The organism is Vibrio sp. 947 (assembly GCF_033339115.1).
GTDB lineage: Bacteria > Pseudomonadota > Gammaproteobacteria > Enterobacterales > Vibrionaceae > Vibrio > Vibrio alginolyticus.
The window spans coordinates 131,065-152,229 of record NZ_JAWOTX010000003.1; the positions used below are offsets into that span (position 1 = coordinate 131,065).

At 44.9% G+C, this 21,165-nt stretch carries 16 protein-coding genes; 9 read left to right on the forward strand and 7 right to left on the reverse strand.

Annotated elements, in window-relative coordinates; translation table 11 throughout:
- The first annotated feature begins 51 nt into the window (after window positions 1-51).
- The 3 genes from R7Q39_RS05005 to R7Q39_RS05015 all read left to right on the forward strand — a co-directional run bounded on the left by R7Q39_RS05005 (window position 52) and on the right by R7Q39_RS05015 (window position 2,688).
- Window positions 52-942 carry a LysR family transcriptional regulator gene (locus tag R7Q39_RS05005; protein ID WP_318075832.1) on the forward strand — a complete coding sequence of 297 codons (891 nt, stop codon included), beginning with the start codon at window positions 52-54 and terminating at the stop codon, window positions 940-942.
- A 266-nt stretch (window positions 943-1,208) separates the two neighbouring features.
- Window positions 1,209-2,036, forward strand: a complete 828-nt coding sequence (locus R7Q39_RS05010) for an MBL fold metallo-hydrolase (RefSeq protein WP_170890114.1) — start codon at window positions 1,209-1,211, stop codon at window positions 2,034-2,036.
- 250 nt (window positions 2,037-2,286) lie between these two features.
- Window positions 2,287-2,688 carry a VOC family protein gene (locus tag R7Q39_RS05015; protein ID WP_005388788.1) on the forward strand — a complete coding sequence of 134 codons (402 nt, stop codon included), beginning with the start codon at window positions 2,287-2,289 and terminating at the stop codon, window positions 2,686-2,688.
- Window positions 2,689-2,929: 241 nt separating this feature from the next.
- On the opposite strand, the gene gcvP is transcribed toward R7Q39_RS05015, so the two are convergent.
- The 3 genes from gcvP to R7Q39_RS05030 all read right to left on the reverse strand — a co-directional run bounded on the left by gcvP (window position 2,930) and on the right by R7Q39_RS05030 (window position 7,650).
- Window positions 2,930-5,794: an aminomethyl-transferring glycine dehydrogenase gene (gene gcvP / locus R7Q39_RS05020; RefSeq protein ID WP_318075833.1), complete on the reverse strand. Its 2,865-nt coding sequence runs from the start codon at window positions 5,792-5,794 to the stop codon at window positions 2,930-2,932.
- 126 nt (window positions 5,795-5,920) lie between these two features.
- On the reverse strand, window positions 5,921-6,301 hold the full coding sequence (gcvH, locus tag R7Q39_RS05025) for a glycine cleavage system protein GcvH (protein WP_318075834.1): 381 nt from the start codon (window positions 6,299-6,301) through the stop codon (window positions 5,921-5,923).
- A gap of 53 nt (window positions 6,302-6,354) precedes the next feature.
- Window positions 6,355-7,650, reverse strand: coding sequence for a serine hydroxymethyltransferase (locus tag R7Q39_RS05030; protein WP_005376430.1), 1,296 nt, complete (start codon window positions 7,648-7,650; stop codon window positions 6,355-6,357).
- 379 nt (window positions 7,651-8,029) lie between these two features.
- On the opposite strand from R7Q39_RS05030, the gene R7Q39_RS05035 reads away from it, so the two are divergent.
- Both R7Q39_RS05035 and gcvT read left to right on the forward strand, forming a co-directional pair.
- A complete protein-coding gene (locus R7Q39_RS05035; RefSeq protein ID WP_005376429.1) occupies window positions 8,030-8,653 on the forward strand; it encodes a helix-turn-helix domain-containing protein in 624 nt (207 codons plus the stop codon).
- Window positions 8,654-8,913: 260 nt separating this feature from the next.
- The gene (gcvT, locus tag R7Q39_RS05040) at window positions 8,914-10,032 is read left to right on the forward strand and encodes a glycine cleavage system aminomethyltransferase GcvT (protein WP_258454374.1); all 1,119 of its coding nucleotides are present in this window, start codon (window positions 8,914-8,916) and stop codon (window positions 10,030-10,032) included.
- Between the two features lie 70 nt (window positions 10,033-10,102).
- Here the strand turns inward: gcvT and vdeR are convergent, their stop codons facing one another.
- A complete protein-coding gene (gene vdeR, locus R7Q39_RS05045) occupies window positions 10,103-10,831 on the reverse strand; it encodes an efflux transporter transcriptional repressor VdeR (protein ID WP_318075836.1) in 729 nt (242 codons plus the stop codon).
- 160 nt (window positions 10,832-10,991) lie between these two features.
- On the opposite strand from vdeR, the gene R7Q39_RS05050 reads away from it, so the two are divergent.
- The 4 genes from R7Q39_RS05050 (at window position 10,992) to R7Q39_RS05065 (ending at window position 17,071) form a co-directional block, all read left to right on the forward strand.
- Window positions 10,992-12,065 carry an efflux RND transporter periplasmic adaptor subunit gene (locus R7Q39_RS05050; protein WP_318075837.1) on the forward strand — a complete coding sequence of 358 codons (1,074 nt, stop codon included), beginning with the start codon at window positions 10,992-10,994 and terminating at the stop codon, window positions 12,063-12,065.
- Window positions 12,065-13,126, forward strand: a complete 1,062-nt coding sequence (locus tag R7Q39_RS05055; protein ID WP_005376420.1) for an efflux RND transporter periplasmic adaptor subunit — start codon at window positions 12,065-12,067, stop codon at window positions 13,124-13,126. The genes R7Q39_RS05050 and R7Q39_RS05055 overlap by 1 nt, the downstream gene beginning before the upstream one ends.
- A complete protein-coding gene (locus R7Q39_RS05060; RefSeq protein ID WP_318075838.1) occupies window positions 13,126-16,185 on the forward strand; it encodes an efflux RND transporter permease subunit in 3,060 nt (1,019 codons plus the stop codon). Before R7Q39_RS05055 ends, R7Q39_RS05060 begins: the two co-directional genes overlap by 1 nt.
- Before the next feature lie 175 nt (window positions 16,186-16,360).
- Window positions 16,361-17,071, forward strand: a complete 711-nt coding sequence (locus R7Q39_RS05065) for a hypothetical protein (RefSeq protein WP_005376411.1) — start codon at window positions 16,361-16,363, stop codon at window positions 17,069-17,071.
- Between the two features lie 82 nt (window positions 17,072-17,153).
- On the opposite strand, the gene fruA is transcribed toward R7Q39_RS05065, so the two are convergent.
- From fruA to fruB, 3 genes are read right to left on the reverse strand one after another with little or no spacing between them, the layout of a single operon-like run.
- On the reverse strand, window positions 17,154-18,893 hold the full coding sequence (gene fruA / locus R7Q39_RS05070; protein ID WP_318075839.1) for a PTS fructose transporter subunit IIBC: 1,740 nt from the start codon (window positions 18,891-18,893) through the stop codon (window positions 17,154-17,156).
- A gap of 18 nt (window positions 18,894-18,911) precedes the next feature.
- Window positions 18,912-19,883 carry a 1-phosphofructokinase gene (pfkB, locus tag R7Q39_RS05075; RefSeq protein WP_318075840.1) on the reverse strand — a complete coding sequence of 324 codons (972 nt, stop codon included), beginning with the start codon at window positions 19,881-19,883 and terminating at the stop codon, window positions 18,912-18,914.
- A 9-nt stretch (window positions 19,884-19,892) separates the two neighbouring features.
- A complete protein-coding gene (gene fruB / locus R7Q39_RS05080; protein WP_005386065.1) occupies window positions 19,893-21,026 on the reverse strand; it encodes a fused PTS fructose transporter subunit IIA/HPr protein in 1,134 nt (377 codons plus the stop codon).
- Window positions 21,027-21,165 lie beyond the last annotated feature (139 nt).

Genomic DNA, 21,165 nt, shown 5'->3' on the forward strand with positions numbered 1-21,165 from the left:
TTTTAATAGCCAAATTTAAGAGGGTTAATCCCAAATATGGAACGTCACTCTTTGGATGACCTTTTGTTATTCGTTTCTGTTGCTCGCTATCAAAGCCTAACACAAGCATCTGAGCGTCTTAATGTCCCGTTAGCCACGCTAAGCCGGAAGTTAAAAAGGCTGGAAATAAACTTAAATTGCAGACTATTTAACCGCAGTGCACACCACTTTGCGTTAACAACTGATGGCGAAAAATATTATCAACTCTGTGAGCCGTTACTTCTTAGCTTAAATAATGTGACATCGAGAATTGCGACTGAGCGTCAGTCTTTAAGCGGAACGATCAAAATATCAGCGCCAATTAACATGACACAGATGTGGTTAAAGCGGTGCGTTTATGAATTTGCAGAGCAACATCCGAAGATATGTATCGATTTAGATGTACAGAATGAAAAAATCAATCTTGTATCTAACCGTGTCGATGTTAGTTTTCGTCTTGGTGATCTTATTGAACAAGACTGGATTGCTCAGAAATTATGGTCGATTCCATTTGCGCTTTGTGCATCACGAAGCTATTTAGAACAACACCAACCGATTACCCATCCTGAACAACTTGTGCATCATCGCCTAATTACGGTAAACAACGACAGCCAATGGAAATTAGTTAATCAAATCACCAATGAAACATTTGATCATCCGCTAAAGTTTCAATTCACTTCAAATGATGTACTACTAGTTAGAGACGCTGTCATCCATGGTTTAGGAATTGCGTGGATTCCAACCTATTACTTGCATGAGCTAAATCTTGATCAACATAACCTGCTGCCTTTGTTGCCAGAATGGCAATGCTCGGGTAAAGAAGTATTCATTATGTATCGAGACCGCGATAAAAGGCCTGCAAGAGTTGATGCATTTATTGAACATGTCTTAAATTGGAAAAATCGCATTCAAATGTTTGCTTGAAAGAGGTTTATCACATTGTGCTGTGCCGGTAACCTCAATTGAAGCTTCATGACTCTGCTTCAATTGAGTTCATTTATTTAACCTCTAAAAGAATCATGAATACATAGGCAGTTAATGGGATTCGAGTTTACCAGTGATTCGGTCAGCTAAAACTCAAGCTAAGTAGAAAGTATTTGCAGTTGTATTTGCCTCTGAAAATCGTTTAGAGCTTTCTCATCCGCGAGGTTCTATAAGAAATTATTAAGGATATATTTGTGTGTGATTTCGTGAAAAAAATTATTGTAGGTTTACTTTTAAGTGCTTCGTCTTTTGTTTCCTTAAGTCAATATGTTCCAGCAATGAATGATAAGAACGGTTATGTAGAACCATTTCAAATGTTTGATAATGTCTATTATGTAGGAGACAAGTGGGTCTCATCATATGCCATTGCTACAGACGACGGACTCGTTATCATTGATACGCTTGACTTCCCTTACTCTGAGTGGATACCTATCAACCTAGAGAAGCTAGGGCTAAAAGATAAGCCAATAACGCACATATTGGTAACTCATGGGCATTCTGACCACGTTGGAGGCGCCCAGTTACTTCAAGAGAAGTATGGTTCCAAAGTCGTGATGACCAAAAGCGCTCATGAACTATCTATACAGCAATCAAACAAAAGCGAAGGTGAGAACAAGTTCCTTCCTCCAAATTTAGACATAGAGATAAAAAGCGATAGCTCTATGGTTATTGGTGGACATGAGTTTAAGTTCTATCTCACACCTGGCCACACGGAAGGTGATTATTCCTTAGACTTCACTGTTGAAGATAATGGCGAACAATATCGTGCTTTTATCGTTGGTGGGCATAGCGTAAGTAGCAATGATCCAGAAGTTATTGGCCAGTTCCTGACTAGCATGGAGAAAATTAGAAAAATTTCACTACAGGCACCTATTGTGAACGTTAACCTTTCGAACCATCCACATAAAAATTTCCTTTTTGAAAATAGGAAGAAGCTCGGCACAAGCGGTAACCCGTTTATCAGTGAGGCAAACTTCTTCATGTTCCTTAAGCAACAAGAAGATTTAGCTAAGGGAAAACTAGAAGAACTATAATACCGTGGTATACAAGCAGCCTTCTTTATTAGGTTAGAGATTTGCTCTTGAGTTATAGCTAAGGCTTTAATAAGTTGCTCAATCAAGATTCGACACTTGTGGTAGCTATATTATTTGTAGGTTCTAGTGACAAAGGCGCTGTGCGTAAACATTCGTATTGTGTGCCTTACACATTTGCAAGGCGTTATGTGCTTTCTAGAAAAGTCTCAAAATAGCGTACAATTAGCGTTTTGACACAGCGGAAATCATCATGGCCAAAACTGTTCAGCAGCAAATCGGAAACATTGCTCTAGTCGTTGAAAATTACGACGATGCTATCGAATTCTATACTCAAAAACTTCAATTCACTCTGGTTGAAGATACCAACCTAGGTGGTGGTAAACGCTGGGTTCAAGTTTCTCCTCCAAACTCCAATGGTACAAACCTACTTTTAGCTCAAGCGAGTACACCGGAGCAAACGCATGCAGTAGGAAATCAAACAGGTGGTCGTGTTTTCCTGTTTCTGCAAACTAATGATTTTTGGCGTGACTACGAGTTGATGAAGAAAAATGGTGTTGTATTTAATGAAGAGCCTCGTGTGGAAGAATACGGGACAGTGGTGGTGTTCCAAGATCTCTATGGTAATAAATGGGACTTACTGCAACTGAACTAGAAACTACATAGCACCTGCATAGCATAGTGTTCATGAGGAGTTTCCAACAAGCCTTTAAGGCTCTGAGATATTAGTGCTAATTCAAAGGTTCTCAGAAGTTACTGTATTTCTAAATCACTTTTGTGCAAACAATAACTAGCCATCATTCCTTCTCGATGTATCAACAAGTGTTAGGGCGGCACACCAAAAACAAAAAGGCGAACCAAACGGTTCGCCTTTGTCGATTTAGAGGCTACAAAAATTAATCTTCGTAGTTATCGATGCTTGGGCATGAACAGATTAGGTTACGGTCGCCGTATACGTTATCTACGCGGTTTACCGTTGGCCAGTACTTCCAAGATTTGGTCGCTTTAGACGGGAAGCAGCCAATCTCGCGAGAGTAAGGGCGGTCCCAATCTTCAGCTGAAAGATCAACTTGTGTGTGTGGCGCGTTAACAAGTGGGTTGTTATCCAGTGGCCATTCACCGTTTTTCACTTTCTCCATTTCTTCGCGGATAGCGATCATCGCATCACAGAAGCGGTCCAGCTCTTCTAGATCTTCCGATTCCGTTGGCTCAACCATTAGCGTGCCCGCTACAGGGAACGACATAGTTGGCGCGTGGAAACCGTAGTCCATTAGACGCTTCGCGATGTCTTCTTCGCTGATACCTGTTTCTTCTTTCAGCGGACGAATGTCGATAATACATTCGTGCGCTACGCGGCCATTTTTGCCACGGTAAAGAACAGGGTAGTGTTGGCGAAGTGTTTCCATCACGTAGTTTGCGTTCAGAATTGCTACTTTTGTTGCATCTGTTAGGCCAGGTTCGCCCATCATTGCGATGTAAGCCCAAGAGATAGGTAGGATAGAAGCGCTACCCATATCTGCTGCTGATACTGCGAAATCTGCGCCTTCTACACCGTCTTCAATATGCCCTGGTAAGAAAGGAGCTAGGTGAGATTTCACACCGATAGGACCCATACCCGGACCGCCACCACCGTGCGGGATGCAGAAGGTTTTGTGTAGGTTTAGGTGAGAAACGTCTGAACCGATGAAGCCTGGTGATGTTAGACCAACCTGCGCGTTCATGTTAGCGCCGTCTAGGTAAACCTGACCGCCAGCGGCATGAACCATTTCACACACTTCTTTCACTTTCTCTTCGTAAACGCCGTGCGTAGAAGGGTAAGTGATCATAATGCTTGATAGGTTGTCTTTGTGTTTCTCGATTTTCGCTGCTAGGTCGTCGATGTCGATGTTGCCTTCTTCATCACACTTAACCACAACCACTTTCATTGACACCATAGATGCTGTCGCAGGGTTAGTACCGTGCGCAGAGCTTGGGATCAAACATACGTTGCGGTGACCTTCGCCACGGCTTTCGTGGTAGCGTTGAATCGCGATAAGACCTGCGTACTCACCCGATGCACCAGAGTTTGGTTGTAGTGAGAATGCGTCATAGCCAGTGATTTCACATAGCTTTTCTTTAAGATCTTTTGCGAGTGCTGCGTAACCAGCTGCTTGTTCTGCTGGTGCGAACGGGTGGATCGAACCAAACTCAGGCCAAGTTACTGGAATCATCTCTGCTGCTGCGTTCAGCTTCATCGTACAGCTGCCCAGTGGGATCATGCCGTGCGTGAGTGAGAAGTCTTTGTTCTCTAGCTGTTTTAGGTAACGCATCATCTGTGTTTCGCTGTGGTGCGTGTTAAACACAGGGTGTGTTAGATATTCTGTTGTGCGGCGCAATGCTTCTGGAATGGCTGCAAACTCGTTGCCTGCGATTTCAGTTGATAGTGCTGCGACTTCTTCTTTCACACCGAATACTGCGAATAGGGCTTCTACATCTGCCACGGTTGTGGTTTCGTCGAAGCTCACACCTAGCTGAGTACCCAACTTACGTAGGTTGATGTCTGCGGCTAGTGCTTTCGCGTATAGGTCTTCAGTTTGTGCACCTGTGTTGATAGTGATGGTGTCGAAGAAGCTGTTGTGAGCAAGCTCGAAGCCGCCTTTAGTTAGGCCAGCGGCTAGGATGGCTGTCATGTGGTGCGTACGACGAGCAATCGTGCGTAGACCTTCTGCGCCGTGGTAAACCGTGTAGAAAGACGCCATGTTCGCTAGCAGTGCTTGAGCAGTACAGATGTTTGAAGTCGCTTTTTCACGACGGATGTGCTGTTCACGCGTTTGCATTGCCATACGCAGTGCTTGGTTACCGTTGGTATCGATAGAAACACCGATAACACGCCCAGGCATTGTACGCTTGTGCTTATCACGAGTTGCCATGAAAGCAGCGTGTGGACCGCCGTAACCCATCGGCACGCCAAAACGTTGTGCTGAACCGATTGCTACGTCTGCGCCCATTTCACCTGCAGGTTTAAGTAGGGTAGAAGCAAGAAGGTCCGTTGCTACAGTCACTAGTGTTTTGTTTGCTTGCGCTTTAGCGATGATGTCCGTTAGGTCACGAACTTCACCTGTTGTACTTGGGTATTGAACTAGTGCACCGAACACGTCTTGCTCTGGTAGTGATTCTAAAGAACCAACCAAGACTTCAAAGCCGATGAATTTCGCACGAGTTTTTACCACTTCGATGGTTTGTGGGTGAACGTCGTCAGCAACGAAGAATACGTTGCTCTTGCTTTTACCCGCACGCTTACAAAGTGTCATCGCTTCTGCTGCTGCCGTTGCTTCATCGAGCAATGACGCGTTCGCGATTTCCATACCAGTAAGATCCATCACCATTTGTTGGTAGTTTAGAAGTGCTTCTAAACGACCTTGTGAGATTTCTGGTTGGTAAGGGGTGTAAGCAGTGTACCAGCCCGGGTTTTCCATCACGTTGCGTAGAATCACGTTCGGCGTGAAGGTGTTGTAGTAACCCTGACCAATGAATGTACGTTTAACTTGGTTCTGATCGGCGAACTTACGCATTGCTGCCAGCATGTCTGCTTCGCTTTTCGCTTCTGCCAAGCTCATTGGTTGCTCTAGGCGAATTTGTGCTGGTACGGTTTCGTCGATAAGCGAATCTAGGCTAACTGCGTTGATCGCTTCCAACATTTTCTGTTGGTCAGATTTGTTTGGTCCATTGTGGCGAGCAACGAACTCGTTTTGTGTGCTGAGGCTTTGAAGTAATTCAGTCATTGTCCTTTACCTACTCCTTGGTTCGGGTAACGGATTTGCGTTACTGATAAATTAAATTATACGTCCGAACCTAGAAAAAAAGCTGTTCTCTAAACAGGCTAGGGAACAGCTTTCGTCACATCCTAATTACTCTTCTTCGATAGAGTTTAGGTATTCGTCTGCGTCTTTCAGGTTATCTAGTTCAGATACATCAGACATCTTCACTTTTACGATCCAGCCACCTTCGTACGGCTCTTCGTTAATTAGCTCTGGGCTGTCTTCTAGTTCTTCATTGATTTCTACGATTTCACCAGTGATTGGTGCGTAGATGTCTGACGCTGCTTTTACAGATTCAACGAGAGAGAAGCTTTCACCTTCTTCAACTTCGTCTTCTACGTCTGGTAGGTCAACGAATACCACGTCACCTAGCATTTCTTGTGCATGCTCAGAAATACCAATTGTTACTGTGCCGTCACCGTTGTCACGTACCCACTCGTGGCTATCTGCAAACTTCAGTGTTTTGTCCATTGCTTAATCTCCGCATAACTTGTCAGGAATTATTATGATTTCAAAAAAATCGTTTACTGGTATAGAGGAAAGCGACTGCAAAGTTCTTTTACTTCTTTGCGAACGCGTTTTTCAACTTCTGCGTCACCTTCAGGGTTGTTCACTAAACCGTCCAGTACGTCACCAATCCAATTACCGATGAGTTTGAATTCTTCAGCGCCAAAGCCGCGGCTTGTACCCGCAGGCGTTCCTAAACGGATGCCCGATGTAATCATAGGCTTCTCTGTATCGAATGGGATGCCATTTTTGTTACATGTGATCCCAGCACGCTCTAGAGCTTCTTCTGCTTTATTGCCTTTCAACCCTTTCGGACGAAGGTCAACCAGCATTAGGTGCGTGTCTGTGCCACCAGTTACGATGTCGCAACCGCGAGTTTGCAATACTTCCGCTAGGACTTTTGCGTTATTGATCACCGAATCAATATAAGTTTTAAATTCAGGGCCAAGCGCTTCACCAAATGCGACCGCTTTGGCTGCGATAACGTGCATCAGTGGGCCACCTTGTAGGCCAGGGAATACGGCTGAGTTGATTTTCTTAATGATGTCTTCGTGGTTAGTAAGAATCATACCGCCGCGAGGGCCACGCAATGTTTTGTGTGTTGTAGTCGTAACAACGTGTGCGTGTGGCAGTGGGCTAGGGTGTGCGCCTGTTGCGATAAGACCAGCGATGTGCGCCATGTCGACCATAAGAATTGCATTTACTTCGTCTGCGATTTCACGGAATTTTGCAAAGTCGATAGTACGTGGAATAGCGCTACCACCTGCGATGATCATTTTAGGTTGGTGCTCAAGTGCTAGCTCACGAACATCTTCGTAGTTAATTTCTAGTGTTTCGCGATCAACACCGTATTGAACTGCATTAAACCATTTACCAGAAAGTGCAGGGCGTGCGCCGTGCGTCAGGTGACCACCTGCGTCTAAAGACATACCAAGAATGGTGTCACCAGGTTGAAGCAGTGCCAGCTTTACTGCGCCGTTTGCTTGTGCGCCTGAGTGTGGTTGAACGTTTGCGTATTCACAATTGAAAAGTTTTTTTGCGCGTTCGATAGCAATGGCTTCCACAGTATCTACGTGCTCACAACCACCATAGTAACGACGACCTGGGTAACCTTCAGCGTATTTGTTTGTTAGGCATGTGCCTTGAGCTTGCATTACCGCTTTAGAAACAATGTTCTCAGAAGCGATAAGTTCGATTTGTTCGTTTTGGCGAGCGGATTCCGCTTGAATTCCAGCAAAGACAGCATCATCTGTCGCAGAGAGGTTGGTAGAGAAAAAGTTTTCCAAGCTGTGGTTAGGGTAACTCTTATTCATGGTAGTTGACCTTCCAAATCTGAAAATGAACCCGCAATAGATGAGTTATGATTTGCGGTTGTGGTTCATTTGTCCTCAAAAACAGCTGAACTGCGTAGCAGAACAGAGTGAACATCCGGCCCTAAATTTGGGCAAAAACTCCGTTGGATTGCGTGTTTCCTTTACCAATCTCTTACGGAAATATGCATCTCTACATCTAACAAGTTGGTAACATAGCGCCTGTGACGGGAACAATCAACCAAAAATTTCCTATAGGAAACAAGATTTCAAAATTTGTTAACAAGAGCACGCTTTAATTCACTTGGTGGACTTCTATCCACTATGTGCTTCATGCACAATGCGAGTAAGACAAAAAATATGGATATCTATAGAGGGATTTATGGCAGAAAGTATTTACGATGAATACCCATCGATGACGTTGGCAAAAGAGCAACATGACCAAAATATCGAGCCGTTAAAACTGGGCCAGCGTATTAAGGATATCCGCTCGAAACTCGGTATCACATTAGAAGAAGCGAGTCAGCGAACCGGACTTGCTCGATCCACACTGAGCAAAATAGAAAATGAGCAGATCTCCCCGACGTTTCAAGCGATGCAAAAATTGGCACTAGGCTTACAAATTGACATGCCACAACTCTTTGAGCCACCTAGAAAAAAGGTAGCGACAGGGCGCAGGGATGTTACCAAGAAGAATGAAGGTAAGCCACACCCAACACAAACCTATGAACATGAACTGCTCGCGACACAACTTTCCAATAAGAAAATGATGCCGTTTAAGAGCCAAATTCGAGCTCGTAGTTTTGATGAATATAAAGATTGGGTTCGTCATGATGGCGAAGAATTTCTGCTTATCTTATCTGGTGAGGTCATGTTCTATTCTGAGTTTTACGAACCTGTTGTTTTAAGCGAGGGAGACAGCGTTTATTACGATGCAAATATGGGACATATGTTGACCAGTGTTAGCGAAGAAGATGCGCTCATTTTGTGGGTGACAGCCAAATAGTGATAAATACTTGTAAATTTCCTATAGTGAAAGCAAACGATTGCTGTTGGTGGTCGTTATGATGAAAAGGCGCTTTTTTGATGAGAACTTGCTCATTAAAGCGCTTTTTTTGTACGATTTGTTGTGATTAAAATGTTAAGAGTCACACTTTTGCAAGTCGATCTACGTCTTGTTCGTGCAAAATAGAATGAGCCATGTTTATTATTGGAAACACATCGAATGCCGATAGCATTCTCGGGTCTATCTAAATGGAGACGAAAATGACTCAAGAACTACTGAAAACACCACTACACGCACTTCACGTTGAAGTTGGTGCCAAAATGGTCCCGTTCGCGGGTTACGATATGCCTGTTCAGTATCCTCTAGGCGTAAAGAAGGAACACTTACATACTCGTGATGCGGCAGGTCTGTTTGATGTTTCTCACATGGGACAGCTTCGCCTAATTGGTGACGGTGCAGCTGCGTTCCTAGAAACATTAGTCCCAGTGGATATTGTGGATCTTGAGTCTGGTAAACAGCGTTACGCTTTTTTCACTAATGAAGAGGGCGGCATCATGGACGACTTGATGGTGGCTAACCTAGGCGATCATCTGTTTGTGGTTGTGAACGCAGCATGTAAAGCGCAAGATATCGCACACCTACAAGCACATTTACCATCTGGTGTTGAGCTAGAAATTATCGAAGACCGAGCTCTACTTGCAATCCAAGGCCCTAAAGCGGCGGCTGTATTGGCGCGTTTTGCACCAGAAGTTTCTGAAATGCTGTTCATGGATATTCGTAAAGTCGATATTTTAGGCGCCGAGTGCATTGTTTCTCGTAGTGGTTATACAGGCGAAGACGGTTACGAAATCTCGGTTCCTGCTGACAAAGCGGAAGAGCTAGCACGTAAACTGACTGCGGAAAATGAAGTTGAATGGATTGGCCTTGGTGCTCGTGATTCACTTCGTCTTGAGTGTGGCCTTTGTCTATACGGTCATGACCTAGACACAACAACAACACCCGTTGAAGCGAGCTTGCTATGGGGTATCCAAAAAGTTCGTCGTATTGGTGGTGAACGTGAAGGTGGTTTCCCTGGTGCAGACATTATTCTTAAACAGATTGAGACTAAAGATGTGGCGCGTAAGCGTGTGGGTCTAGTAGGTCAAACCAAAGCGCCAGTGCGTGAAGGTGTTGAACTGTTTGATGCTGACGGCGTTAAAATTGGCGTTGTAACCAGCGGTACGGCGGGCCCGAATGCAGGTAAGCCAGTCTCAATGGGGTATGTTCGTGCGGATTTGGCGACGATTGGTACTGAAGTGTTCGCTGAAGTGCGTGGCAAAATGCTACCAATGACAGTTGAAAAAATGCCGTTCGTACCACAACGCTACTACCGTGGTTAAAACGAATTGAAACAAAAATGCCGAGCTTTGTAGCTCGGCATTTTTAGGTCTTCTTTTCGCTTGTTTGCTTTTAGTTTACTGCTTCATCAATAGTACAGCACATATCAATAACGATATCTTCAAGCTTTTCCGGATGAATCATCTCTTCTTTTGCGATCCCAAATTGAGAGGCCATAATGGTATTAAACAATTCCCAATGCTTGATCAGCAGTTTTTCGCGATTATCTGCAATATCCGGCCATGTTTCTTGCATCATTGGCGCGAGACTGACAGCACCATGTGCGAAGATCAACATTTGCCACTTTGATTCCCACCGATCAAATTGTGCAGTAGGGTTTTCGCTGTTGTACTGCTCGAAAATTCCGGTAAATATTGCAGCGAACTCATCTTTTGACTTTAAGAAATACTGCAGCAGAGCACCGTCATCGCCTTGTCGAATGGCATCGGCGATCATCTGTACTGGATGAGGATTGACGAGAGCAAATGCTAGCATGCGAACCATAAACAGATAAATTTTTCTATTCGAAGGTGTGTTCTCCGGCATTTCATTGATGAGTTCAGCCATATAGCACTGCATGAACTCGTCCATTGCATCGCTAACCGCTTGCCAGATTTTCTCTTTGCTGCCGAAGTGGTGACGGATCAAACTATGTGAAACACCAGCCTTTTCACTGATATTGCGCAGCGAGACACGCTCGTAACCAAGTTCACAAAACATATCTGCTGCCACTTTAAGGATCAGACACTTAGTTTGTTCTGCTGCTTCAGCACTTCTACGCCCCTGCTTTCTTTCATTCATAGTTCGAATTTTCCCGAATATTAATCACGCGCTTACTTTTACCAGAAACCGAACGCTTTGACTAATTAATTTGCTATCCACCTGGAAAATATGTTGATCAATTTCAAATTCTGCTTATACTGCACGGCTGTGTAATATATAAAACCTACGGAGAAAGCGGGTGCGAAAACAATATTTAAAGCGCACTTTAGTTGGCGCAGTGGTGACATTAAGTCTTTCTGGAATGCTAACTGGGTGTAATAAAGCCATTTCTGAGCCGTCTGAACCTTTAATCAAACCTGTAAAATTACTGGCGGTGAAAGACCTAGAACTTGAAGACTCGCACGCCTTTTTAGCGCGTATTGATGCAACACATCGCGCGCAGCTTTCTTTTCAGGTTGGTGGAGAGGTAGATGAATTACGTGTACGCATGGGTCAAAAGGTCCAAAAAGGTGAAGTGCTCGCAACGTTAGACCCTAAAGATCTTCAGCTTGCGTTAGATGCCGCTCAAGCGCAGTACGCGTTAGCGAAAACACAATGGGACCGCTCGAAAAACCTTTACGGAAAAAAACTCATTAGTACTGATGAGTACGATCAGAAAGAAACTCAATATAAAGCGGCATTGGCGAACTACGAACAAGCTAAAACCGATTTGAGCTATACCAAAATTCATGCACCGTTTGATGGCATTGTGTCATATACCTATGTCAACCCGTTTCAAGTAGTAGCAGAGAAGCAGGAGATCTTGAATCTCATTGATAACACGACGTTGGATGTGTCGTTCACCTTGCCTGTAAGTTATGCGGAATCTGTATCACTTGAGTCACTGCAAAACTTCGATATGTGGGTGACGATGGATAGCGAGCCAGGAAAACGTATTCCTGGGCAATTTAAAGAAATTTCGACGCAGCCAAACATCGATACCAATAGTTATGAGGCGATCGTGACCATCACTCGGCCAGAAGATCGCAATTTGCTGACAGGTATGACAGGGCAGGTACACATGGCTAAACAACATGCATCGGACGCGATGACGTTACCTCAGTCTGCTTGGGTCAACAAAAATGGGACGCAAGGTGAAGTTTGGGTCATGGACAGAAGCACGCAGCAGGTCAATAAAGTCACTGTCTCACTTGACGCAGCAGGTGGTGTGAAAGCCGGGCTTGATAACAATGATTACGTTGTTATTGCTGGTGTTGAGAGACTGGTTGAAGGACAAGTGGTGAAAGCTTGGGTTCGTGAGGGAGGCATTTAATGAAACGTTCTCTACTTACGATCTCTGCGATTGCACTTGCAGTTTTAACAGGGTGCAAAAATGAAAACCAAGCTATCGTCGAGCAGCCACTTTTTGTGTCGACTATCTCGGTGGATGCACCAGTACAAAGTCAACATCGCGCGTTCAAAGGCATAGTAGTGCCTGCAGAACAAACGCCAATGGCATTTCGCCGCGCTGGGGAAGTTCAGCACGTATTGGTTAAAGCGGGTGACGTTGTGAAGCAGGGGCAAATGATCGCAAAGCTAGATGATAGCAAAGAGAAGCAAGCCGTGAATGACGCAGAAGCACAATACACACTTGCAATTCGTCAGCTTAAACGCGGTGAAGACTTGCATGCACGTCAAATGATTTCAAAAGCGGAACTTGATGAGCTAACAGCCAATAAAGAGCTAGCTGAGGCTACTTTCTATAACGCGACCAATCAATTGAATTACACCCGTTTATTCGCCCCGTTCGCCGGTAAAGTATCTGATGTTTTCAAAGAACGTTTTGAGCGTGTGGCAATTGGTGAACCCGTGTTAAACCTATACCAAAACGATTTGGTTTACGTGCGTATTGAGCTTTCCGACAATGTTTTAGCGATGGTAGACCCAAACTCAGACAGCATGAGCTACAAGCCTAGAGCAACCTTTTCCGGCATCGATGGCAGATTTGCTTTGGACTATTTAGAGCACACAAGTGAACCCAACGCTGAAACTCAAACCTACGAAATGTACTTGACGATGCCACAGCCAAAAACAGAGATATTACCGGGAACCAGCGTAAGCGTTTTGGTCGATATGGTGAAGGCGGGCATTACCTCTATTGATGGTTACAGTGTTCCTGTCACGGCGCTTCAAGCAGGCAGTGAAGGGAATGAGTTCTTTGTGTGGAAAAAAGAAGGTGACATTGTCACACGAGTGCCTGTCATGATTTCTCAAGTGAATGGCAATGGAGCCATTGTGTCGTCAGGTGTTAGCCAGGGCGATATTCTGATTAATTCAAATCTGCGTAAATTACGCGAAGGTAAACATGTGGATGTTGTGGAGAATAACCAATAATGAACATTGCTGAGTATTCAATAAAAAACAAAGTCATCAGCTGGTTGTTCATTATTATCCTTGCTGTTGGTGGTTTAACGTCATTTTTGGAGCTGGGACGATTAGAAGACCCGGCATTTACGATCAAAGATGCCATGATCATCTCAACATACCCTGGCGCGACATCAAAAGAAGTTGAAGAAGAGCTGACGTATCCTCTAGAAAAAGAGATTCGAAAACTCCCTTATATCGACAAAATTACCTCTACGTCTTCTAATGGTATGTCTCAAATAACGGTGAGCATGGAAATGGACTATGGTCCTGATGAACTGCCGCAAATTTGGGATGAAATGCGCCGTAAAATTAATGATTTACGACCATCATTGCCTCAAGGTGTTCAGTCTTTACAGATCATTGATGATTTCGGTGACGTTTATGGCGTGATGTTAATGCTCACTGGTGACGATTACGACTATGTAGAGCTGAAACGTTATGCGGATTACCTGACCCGTGAAATCGAGCTTGTTGATGGTGTTGGTAAGGTAGACATTACGGGCGATCAGCAAGAAATGCTATTCGTTGAGATCTCACTTGATCGCCTTGCTGCACTGAATTTAGACATGAATGTGGTTTCGAGCTTGTTGAACCAGCAAAACAATGTGGTTTCAGCAGGTGAAGTGATGGTTAATGGCGAAAGCCTTGTTATTCGCCCAAGCGGCACCTTAAACACTGTAGAAGCACTAGAAAATCTGATCATTCATGGGCGTGACACTGGAAATCTAATTCGTCTAAAAGACGTAGCAACGATTTCTCGCGGTATTCAAGAGAAGCCAGGCAACGTCGTACTCTTTAACGGTCAAAAAGCGATTAATATCGGTATCTCGTTTGCGTCAGGTGTGAACGTGGTTGAGGTTGGTGAACGTTTGGATGCGGAGCTCGCGAGCCTTGAGTCTATCAAGCCTGCTGGCATCGATATGAACTACTTTTACAACCAAGCCAATGAGGTGGATGAATCTGTTAAAGCGTTTGTAATTAGTCTAGCGGAGGCAGTGGCGATCGTAATCATTGTGTTGCTGTTTACTATGGGTTTACGCAGTGGTGTCATCATTGGAGTTGTGTTGTTATTGACGGTATTTGGTACCTTCATTTTGATGAATTACAACAACATCGAACTGCATCGTATTTCTCTTGGCGCGTTAATTATTGCCTTGGGTATGCTGGTTGATAACGCGATTGTTGTCGTGGAAGGCATATTGGTTGGCTTAAAGAAAGGGCGTACCAAAGTTCAAGCGGCTGTCGATATTGTAAAGCAAACACAATGGCCTTTGCTGGGCGCAACTGTTATTGCAATTACGGCTTTTGCACCTATCGGCTTGTCGCAAGATGCGACAGGTGAGTTCATGGGCTCTCTATTCTGGGTGCTGTGTTTCTCACTATTTTTAAGCTGGATTACCGCCATTACACTGACGCCTTTCCTTGCCGATCTTTTGTTGAAAGAGGAAAACAAAGAGCAGGGTACTAGCGAAGATGATCCTTATAAAGGCTGGTTGTTTGTCGTATTTGGGGCATCGCTGAAATTTGCATTACGATTCCGCTGGCTTACCGTTGTTGGCATGGTGGCGCTATTAGTGGGTGCTGTCGTGGCATTTGGTAATGTAAAACAGCAGTTCTTCCCACCATCGAATACGCCGATGTTCTACGTGGATATGTGGATGCCAGAGGGTACTGACATCCGTGAAACGATTAAAAAAGCTGAAGAGGTCGAAAGCTACATTCGTCAGCAAGATGATATTGACTTTGTTTCTGCTTCGATTGGGCAGGGCCTACAGCGTTTTGCTTTAACCTATCAACCAGAAAAAAGTTACGAAGCGTACGCGCAGTTCCAAGTTCGCGCGACTGATCGTGAGAAAATGTTTGGTTTACTGCATAAGTTAGATGAGAATCTGGCGAAAACATTTGATGCGCCTACGTTCCAGTTTAAATTGATGGAATTTGGTCCATCACCAGCGTCTAAGATCGAAGCGCGTATTACTGGCCCTGATCCACAAGTTTTACGTGACTTGGCGGTGCAAGTTGAAGACATCCTTCATACCGATCCTGGTGCCCGAAACATTCGTCACGATTGGCGAGAGCGCACCAAGGAACTTGTACCCGTTTTCAATGAGTCTAAAGCTCGTCGCTTAGGTATTTCGAAAGAAGATCTTTCAAGCACTCTGCAAATGGCGTTTGGTGGTAGCACCTTAGGTTACTTGCGTGATGGTACACATACGTTGCCAATTATGACACGCCTTCCTGAAGAAGAACGCGTAGATTTTGAATCACTACAAAACGTGACCATTTGGAGTCCTTCGTTGCAAACGTATATTCCGGTTGATCAAGTGATTGATGGCGTTCAACTGGATTGGAGTGAGCCGCTAATTCAGCGTCGTGACCGTAAGCGTACGTTAACCGTTCTCGCGGACCATGATGTGTTGAGTGACGACACGGCAGCAAGCTTATTTGCTCGTGTACAGCCTAAAGTGATGGCATTGCATGTTCCAGAAGGATACGAAATCACATGGGGTGGTGAGTACGAATCATCCAAAGATGCACAAGAAGGCCTATTCGGTTCATTGCCGATGGGTTACTTGTTGATGTTCATTATTACTATTTTACTGTTTAACTCAATCAAAAAGCCGTTGGTCATTTGGTTCACCGTTCCGTTAGCGATCATTGGCGTTGCTTTTGGTTTGCTTACCACGAACATGCCGTTCAGTTTTACAGCATTCCTTGGTTTGTTAAGCCTAAGTGGCATGATTTTGAAAAACGGTATTGTGTTGCTTGACCAAATTAACCTTGAGTTGGAGTCAGGTAAAGATCCTTACCTCGCGATTGTCGATAGTGCGATAAGCCGCGTTCGTCCGGTAAGTATGGCTGCGCTAACAACTATCTTGGGGATGATTCCACTGGTCTTCGACGCCTTCTTTGGCTCGATGGCAATAACGATTATGGCAGGTCTTGGTTTTGCTACTGTACTGACACTGATAGTGGTGCCAGTGATGTTTGCAATTCTGTTTAGGGTAAAACCGACCACTGCATAGGGACTCCTGGCTATTTGCCAGCTTCCTGCCTAGCCCTGAAGGTTTTCTTCAGGGCTTTTTTGATCTTACTAATACATAGCAAACCATTCATTTGTTTGATTTTAATGATTTTCTTACGATTACAATGCAAATCATGCGTATACTGATGTAACGACACATCAAAGATTGAGATTACATGAATAAGCGCATATTAAACGGACTCTTCTTCGTTGGTTCTTTCACCTTGGTTGGCTGCACCGCGACGGATAGCATGCCGACAGAAACCAAACAACCTGCCCCTAAAGTCAACAGTGTTAGTGCTGAAGTCATTTCCAGTTGGATTGATAGTAAGGTTTTAGCCCCTGAAGGGCTGTCGCTCGAGCAAGACAATCTACGTTATCTATCGGGTAGCGCCGACCTAAACAGCGACGGCAAGGCAGAACACATAGTGTTGCTTCAAGATCGCTATTTCTGTGGTAGTGGTGGCTGCTCTGCATATATGTTTGATAATGAGGGAAACGTTATTAATCGAATGTCGGTAACTCGCACGCCTATTGTACTAGCCGACAGTTACAGTAATGGTTGGCAGGACTTTATCGTTTGGAGTAATGGCTCATATCGACTCATGAGTTACAACGGTGAGTCTTATCCAAGTAACCCGTCACTAGAGCCAAAGGTGGATCGAGACGCTAACCAGCAGGCGGCAATCGCAAATGTAATGGCGACAGAGCTTTATCAGCAAGACGGCTATGACATTCTGCCCGCAGAGTCAAAAACCTTGTGGACGCCAGCTAACGTTTACCACTTTACCTTCAAGCACTACGGTGACCCGCATAGCGCTTATCAAGCAACGGTGGATATGAGCAGTGGGGAAGTAGACATTGTAGCCGTTCCGGCTGCGGAATAAAAAACACCTCCCTTAACCGGAATTAAAGGGAGGTGCTAAATGCCAAATTCGAGGGTGGCATTGTTAACCGGAGTCGCTCTAATTAAGCTGCGACTTCTTGCTTCGCTTCTGCTTTGCTTTTTAAGAATGCGTAAGTAAAGCCAGTTACCGCTGTACCCGCTGCAATAGCCACTAAATACATTAATACTGGTGAAATTGCGTTAGGAATTAGCAGCACGAATAGACCGCCGTGTGGTGCCATTAATTTCGCACCGAATAGCATCGATAGGGCACCAGTAAGCGCGCCACCTGCCATACAAGATGGAATCACGCGCATTGGATCTTTCGCAGCAAATGGAATTGCGCCTTCAGAGATGAAACACAGGCCCAAGACAAATGATGCTTTACCAGCCTCACGTTCATTTTGTTCAAATTTGTTCTTCGCAATGAAGGTCGCTAAACCCATACCTAGCGCAGGAACCATACCTGCGGCCATGATTGCCGCCATTGGTGCGTAAGTTTGTGAAGCCAGAAGGCCAACACCAAATGCGTAAGCGGCTTTGTTTACCGGGCCTCCTAGGTCGAAACACATCATTGCGCCAAGGATAATACCCAGTAGTACTGCACTGTCAGATCCCATGTTGTTTAGGAAGTCAGTCAGGCCGTTCATGATGCCTGAAACTGGGCCGCCTACGATGTAGATCATGACAAGACCAGTGAACAATGTTGCTACAAATGGAATGATCAGAATCGGTTTAAGCGCCTCCATCGATTGTGGCAGTTTCACCTTATCTGCGAGGAGTTTCGCTGCGTAACCGGCGATGAAGCCACCTGCGATACCACCTAGGAAACCAGCACCCGTTGAACTTGCTAGCATACCACCAACAAGACCAGGAGCCAGACCAGGACGGTCAGCGATTGAAAACGCAATATAGCCAGCAAGTACAGGAATCATCAATGCGAATGCAGAGCCACCACCAATGTTCATCAAGGCTGCTGCTAGTGTGCCTTCTTCTTTAAATGCTTCAATACCGAACACGAAAGATAGTGCGATGATCAAACCACCTGCAACGACAACAGGAAGCATATGAGACACACCGGTCATCAGGTGTTTGTAAGCGCCTTTTTTCTCTTCGGTGGAAGATGAAGAGTTAGCTGAACCAGAATGCTGATACACAGTGGCTTGCTCGAATGCTTTGTCCATCTCTTCGGCTGTTTTCTTCAGAGCTGGACCTGTTTTCGTGCGGTACATCTTTTTGCCGTTAAAGCGATCAAGTGGCACTTCAATATCCGCAGCAATGATCACCAGATCGGCGTCTGCAATTTCTTGCTCAGTCAGTTGGTTTTTAGCGCCAACTGAACCACGAGTTTCCACCTTGATTTGATGGCCACGACGCTTGCCTTCTTCTTCTAAAGCTTCTGCCGCCATAAAGGTATGCGCAACGCCAGTAGGGCAAGCGGTGATTGCAACAATTTTCTTCGCTGCTGATGTTGTATCTGCAGTGATAGGGGCTGCAAGTGTGGTTGCTTTTTCAAGTAAAGTGGCGTTTTCAACCGCTTGCTGGAGAAACGCAGTTGCGTCTTTTGCTATTTCGCTAATTTCCGCTTGGTAAACCTTTTTTCCTACAAAACGAGAAGTGTCGACGCTAGTATTTGCCGCAATGACAATGACTTCGGCTTGTTCAACGTCAGCTTCCGTCAATAGTGTTGGTTCAACCACACTTGATTGACATTCTATTTTGGCATTCCAGTTTAATTTTGCGGCGGCTTGTTCTAGTAATCCTGCCGCAAGGATGCTATTTGCTACACCGCTCGGACAGGCAGTAATAATGGCAATATTCATACGATAACCTTCTGTTCCTTAGTTTTGTTCTAAGTTTGTAATAGGGTAAAGCGCGCTAACTTCAGTTTGTCGCTTGATATTTTCCAGTTCTTCCTGACTGGTTAGCCCTACGCCAACTTGACTAACTGCCAAAGCAGAAAGTGCCGTAGCGAAGCGCAATAAATCGTTTTTAGGCATCAGTTGCATGTGGCCCCAACACAAGCCAGCGACCAGCGTATCTCCTGCGCCAACGGTGCTCACGACATTCATTCGAGGCGGTTTTGCACTAAGCCATTCGCCTTGGTTGAGCCACATAACACCGTCAGGTCCCATAGAAACCACGATGTTTTCTATGCCCTTGTCGCTCAGTGTTTGCGCAGCAGCTTGGCATTGTTCAGGCGTTTCTAGGTGTTCGCCAACAAAATCACCAAGTTCTTCATTGTTAGGCTTAATCAACCATGGGTGAGCCTCAATACCTGACTTCAATGCGGCTTTGCTACTGTCGAACAACACCTTTTTGCCTTGTTGATGCAGTGCTTCTATCCATGCAGCGCATTGTTCGGCGGTTACGCCTCCAGGTAAGCTACCTGCAAGTACAAAGTAATCATGCGTCTCCGCTAGACGAAATAGTGTCTCCTCAAAGCGAGTAATTTCGTCGGCCGCTACTTGAACGCCAGGGAAGTTGATATCACTGACGTTGCCATTGGCCTCAACCAGCTTAACGTTGATACGAGTGGCACCCTTTACTTCCACAAATTCATTCTTAACGTTGATGTCATTGAAAAGCTGATGAAATAGCTCAGGGTTATCTTTACCGAGAAAGCCGGTAACCGTGACGTCTGCGCCTAAATCGCTCAATACTTTTGCTACGTTGACACCTTTACCAGCAGCGTGGAGATTGCTTTGCTGTACTAAGCTCACGGAACCAACGTTTAGTTCATTTACTGAACCTGTTAAATCCAATGCTGGGTTGAGCGTAATAGTGACAACCTTATTTGTTTTGTTTGTCATATCGGGTCCTTAACCTTCACCAAGGCCAGACGCGATTGCATTTCCGATAGACTCCAAGGCTTGCGGGGCATCAGGGCCTTCTGCTGTAAATTGAAGTTGGTGACCGTGCTTAACGCCCAGCGCGATGACTTTCATTAGGCTCTTCGCGTTTACTGCTTTTCCATCTCCGTCTAGGTTGGAAACACGTATAGTGGATTCAAACTTTTTCGCTTCTGCGACTAACATTGCCCCCGGACGAGCATGTAGGCCGTGAGAGTTTTTGATTTTAAATACAGCGGTATTGCCTTCTTCTGAAGATGCAGCTGTGACTTCTTCACCTTTGAACAAAGCAAGAATCTGTTCTACTGATGCATCTAAAAGCTTGCCGTGTTCATTGTTAAACACAATATTAGAAAGCGTTTTTAGGATAGGTTGGTGAGCATTGTTACATGCCGCGAACGCGACAAGTGCACGCACTTTTTGACCTTCATATTCGCAGTCGTTTGCCGTCGAGACAAATGACACACCTGTGCGAGTGACATGTTTGTCACTGCCAATTAACCACAGGCCATTACCTAAGTGAGTTGGTTGTTTGGTAACGAGATCTGCAACGAATTCGTTATCAGCACATCCCGTATTTTTCAACAGACCACCAGCAACAGCACTCATCTGTAGCATGTCGCTCGCAGGGAACATCAGTTGAATTAAAGAAGCGTCAAAGTCTGCTTCAAGCTGAACATCACCGTGCAGTAGGGCGATGATTTCGTCTTCATTTTTTGCATTACGCAGACGCTCTTCTACGCCATCTGCGCCTAGCACTTTGGTGAGCTGTTTAAGAATGCCAAGGTGCTCATCAGATTTAGCTGCGATACCGATAGCGACGAACACAGTATTGCCATCACCCCAGTCGACACCTTGTGGGAAGTGGTGCACAGCAACACCCGTTGTTTTCACCATTGCACGAGTGTCGGTTGTACCGTGCGGTATGGCAATACCGTTCCCCAAAAACGTAGAGTTTTGGTTTTCACGGTTTAGCATGCCTTCAACGTAACCTTGCTCAACTAGGCCTTTATCAGTCAGGCTATGAGCAATACTCTTTATTGCTTCAAACTTATCTGTCGCTGATTGCGAGAGGGTAATGTCGTTCTTATTTAGCTTAAGCATGGTGCTTCTCCAGCCTTAAGGTATCAATTTAAAAATGTATTCTGTGTGAGAAGTTGAACGCCGCTTCTTCTGAGCGCTTATCACTCCTCAAACCTTTTATATTTCAAGCTAAATCGATTCAGCTTGTTGGTAAATTTTT

Excerpts from the sequence above, each read along its gene's own strand:
- R7Q39_RS05055 (WP_005376420.1), top strand. The coding sequence starts at position 12,065 with ATGAAACGTTCTCTACTTACGATCTCTGCGATTGCACTTGCAGTTTTA.
- fruA (WP_318075839.1), bottom strand. The coding sequence starts at position 18,893 with ATGAATATTGCCATTATTACTGCCTGTCCGAGCGGTGTAGCAAATAGC.
- R7Q39_RS05035 (WP_005376429.1), top strand. The coding sequence starts at position 8,030 with ATGGCAGAAAGTATTTACGATGAATACCCATCGATGACGTTGGCAAAA.
- fruB (WP_005386065.1), bottom strand. The coding sequence starts at position 21,026 with ATGCTTAAGCTAAATAAGAACGACATTACCCTCTCGCAATCAGCGACA.
- vdeR (WP_318075836.1), bottom strand. The coding sequence starts at position 10,831 with ATGAATGAAAGAAAGCAGGGGCGTAGAAGTGCTGAAGCAGCAGAACAA.
- R7Q39_RS05015 (WP_005388788.1), top strand. The coding sequence starts at position 2,287 with ATGGCCAAAACTGTTCAGCAGCAAATCGGAAACATTGCTCTAGTCGTT.
- pfkB (WP_318075840.1), bottom strand. The coding sequence starts at position 19,883 with ATGACAAACAAAACAAATAAGGTTGTCACTATTACGCTCAACCCAGCA.
- gcvH (WP_318075834.1), bottom strand. The coding sequence starts at position 6,301 with ATGGACAAAACACTGAAGTTTGCAGATAGCCACGAGTGGGTACGTGAC.
- R7Q39_RS05065 (WP_005376411.1), top strand. The coding sequence starts at position 16,361 with ATGAATAAGCGCATATTAAACGGACTCTTCTTCGTTGGTTCTTTCACC.
- gcvT (WP_258454374.1), top strand. The coding sequence starts at position 8,914 with ATGACTCAAGAACTACTGAAAACACCACTACACGCACTTCACGTTGAA.
- gcvP (WP_318075833.1), bottom strand. The coding sequence starts at position 5,794 with ATGACTGAATTACTTCAAAGCCTCAGCACACAAAACGAGTTCGTTGCT.
- R7Q39_RS05060 (WP_318075838.1), top strand. The coding sequence starts at position 13,126 with ATGAACATTGCTGAGTATTCAATAAAAAACAAAGTCATCAGCTGGTTG.
- R7Q39_RS05030 (WP_005376430.1), bottom strand. The coding sequence starts at position 7,650 with ATGAATAAGAGTTACCCTAACCACAGCTTGGAAAACTTTTTCTCTACC.